This is a genomic window from Archangium sp. (assembly GCF_036388035.1).
Lineage (GTDB): Bacteria > Myxococcota > Myxococcia > Myxococcales > Myxococcaceae > Archangium.
The window spans coordinates 1-1,743 of sequence record NZ_DASVSO010000990.1 but is presented as its reverse complement, the minus strand read 5'-3'; the positions used below and the strand labels follow the sequence as shown (position 1 = coordinate 1,743).

The window sequence follows — 1,743 nt, the reverse complement described above, 5'->3', positions numbered from 1 at the left end:
GCTCGGGCTGCTCGCGTGGCTGCTGCGCGGCGCGTGGCCGGAGCTCACCGGGGACGAGCGTCGGCACGGCCGCTGGCTCTTCCTCGGCGCCGCGCTGTCGCTCTTGCCGGTGGCCGCCACCTTCCCCTCCAACCGCCTGCTGCTCGTGCCGAGCCTGGGCGGCTCGGTGGCCGTGGCGGTAGTGCTCGTGTCCGTGGGGCGCTCGTGGGCGCGCGGCGGGCGTCCCCGGGGCGCGGCCGTCGGGGCCGGAGTGCTCGCGCTCGCGCACCTCGTGCTGGCGCCCCTGCTCTGGCCGGCGATGACCCTCGGCGTACGGACGCTCGGCAACCAGGCCGAGCCCATCATCCAGACGCTGGAGCGGGAGCTGGACTGGAAGCGCCTCCCCGCGCAGCGGGTGGTGGTCCTCCCCATCCCGGCCCCCATCCTCGCCATGTACGCGCCCATGTTCATGGCCTCGCGGGGCATGCCGGCGCCCCGCGCCTGGTGGACGCTGTCCCTGTCGCCCGAGCCCCACGTGCTCACCCGCCCGGGGCTCACGTCCCTCGAGCTGTCGCTCACCCGGGGCCACTTCCTCACCAGCGAGTTCGAGGGGGTGTTCCGCGCCGCGAGCCACCCGCTGCCCCAGGGCTCCCGGGTGGAGCTGCCCGGCATGCGGGTGACGGTGCTGGAGGCGGACGAGGTGGGGCCCACGCGCGTGGGCTTCGACTTCGACACGCCGCTCGAGGACCCCTCCCTCGTCTTCCTCGGTTGGAAGGACGGAGCGCTGCGCCCCTCTGCCCCGCCGCCCGTGGGAGCACGCATCTCCTTGCTCGAGTAACACCGTTTCCTGGCGCTCCCCTGCCCGTTCTCCCGGCGCCCGCCCGGCCGCGCTCCCGTGCACCGCCCCTCGCCCTGGACCCGCGGCCAGGACGGGATGGCGCGTGCGATGCGCGGGGTTGCACAGCGAGGAGCGATCATGAGCGCCAACCTGCAGCGACAGCTTGAAAAGGCGGCCGAGTGGATCGCCGCCAGCCGGCACCTGGTGGCCTTCACGGGCGCCGGCATCAGCACCGACTCGGGCCTGCCCGACTTCCGAGGCCCGGACGGGGTGTGGACCCGCCGCGACGCCGGCCTGCCTCCGCCCCGGTGGGGCAAGCCCGCCTCGCAGATCCGCCCGAATGTCGCGCACCTCTCACTCGTCGAGCTGGAGCGCCTGGGCAAGCTGCACTTCCTCATCTCGCAGAACGTGGACAACCTCCACGTGGAGTCCGGCTTCCCCCTGGAGAAGCTCGCGGAGCTGCATGGCAACGGCAAGCAGCTGCGCTGCCTGGCCTGCGACAGCCGCTATACCTTCCAGCAGGTGGGGTGGGACCGGCGCGTGTGGGGCGAGGGCTACCGCACCCAGCGCCCGCTGAAGGGCCAGCCGCGCTGCCCGCTGTGCAAGGGCCGCATCATCTCCTCGGTGGTGAACTTCGGGGATCCGCTGCCCGTGAAGGAGATCGAGAAGTCCTTCACGCACTCCGAGCAGTGTGACGTGTTCTTCGTCATCGGCTCCTCGCTGGTGGTGTCGCCGGCCAACGAGATGCCGCGCGTGGCGCTGGAGACGGGCGCCCGGCTCATCCTCCTCAACCGCGGGGAGACGCCCTTCGACGAGCTGGCCCACCTGCGCATCGACGCGGGCATCGGCGAGGTGCTGCCCCCGGTGGTCGAGCGGGTGAAGCAGCTCCTGGACGCCGAGGCCGACGCGTCCAAGCCCGCCCTGCA

General features: G+C 73.0%; 2 protein-coding genes. Both read left to right on the top strand.

Annotation, left to right across the window (positions count from 1 at the left end):
- Positions 1-817: hypothetical protein (locus VF697_RS41000; protein WP_331103878.1), on the top strand; the 817-nt coding region annotated here is incomplete at its 5' end.
- A gap of 138 nt (positions 818-955) precedes the next feature.
- Positions 956-1,743 (top strand): SIR2 family NAD-dependent protein deacylase (locus VF697_RS40995; RefSeq protein WP_331103876.1); only part of this gene is annotated, 788 nt, incomplete at its 3' end.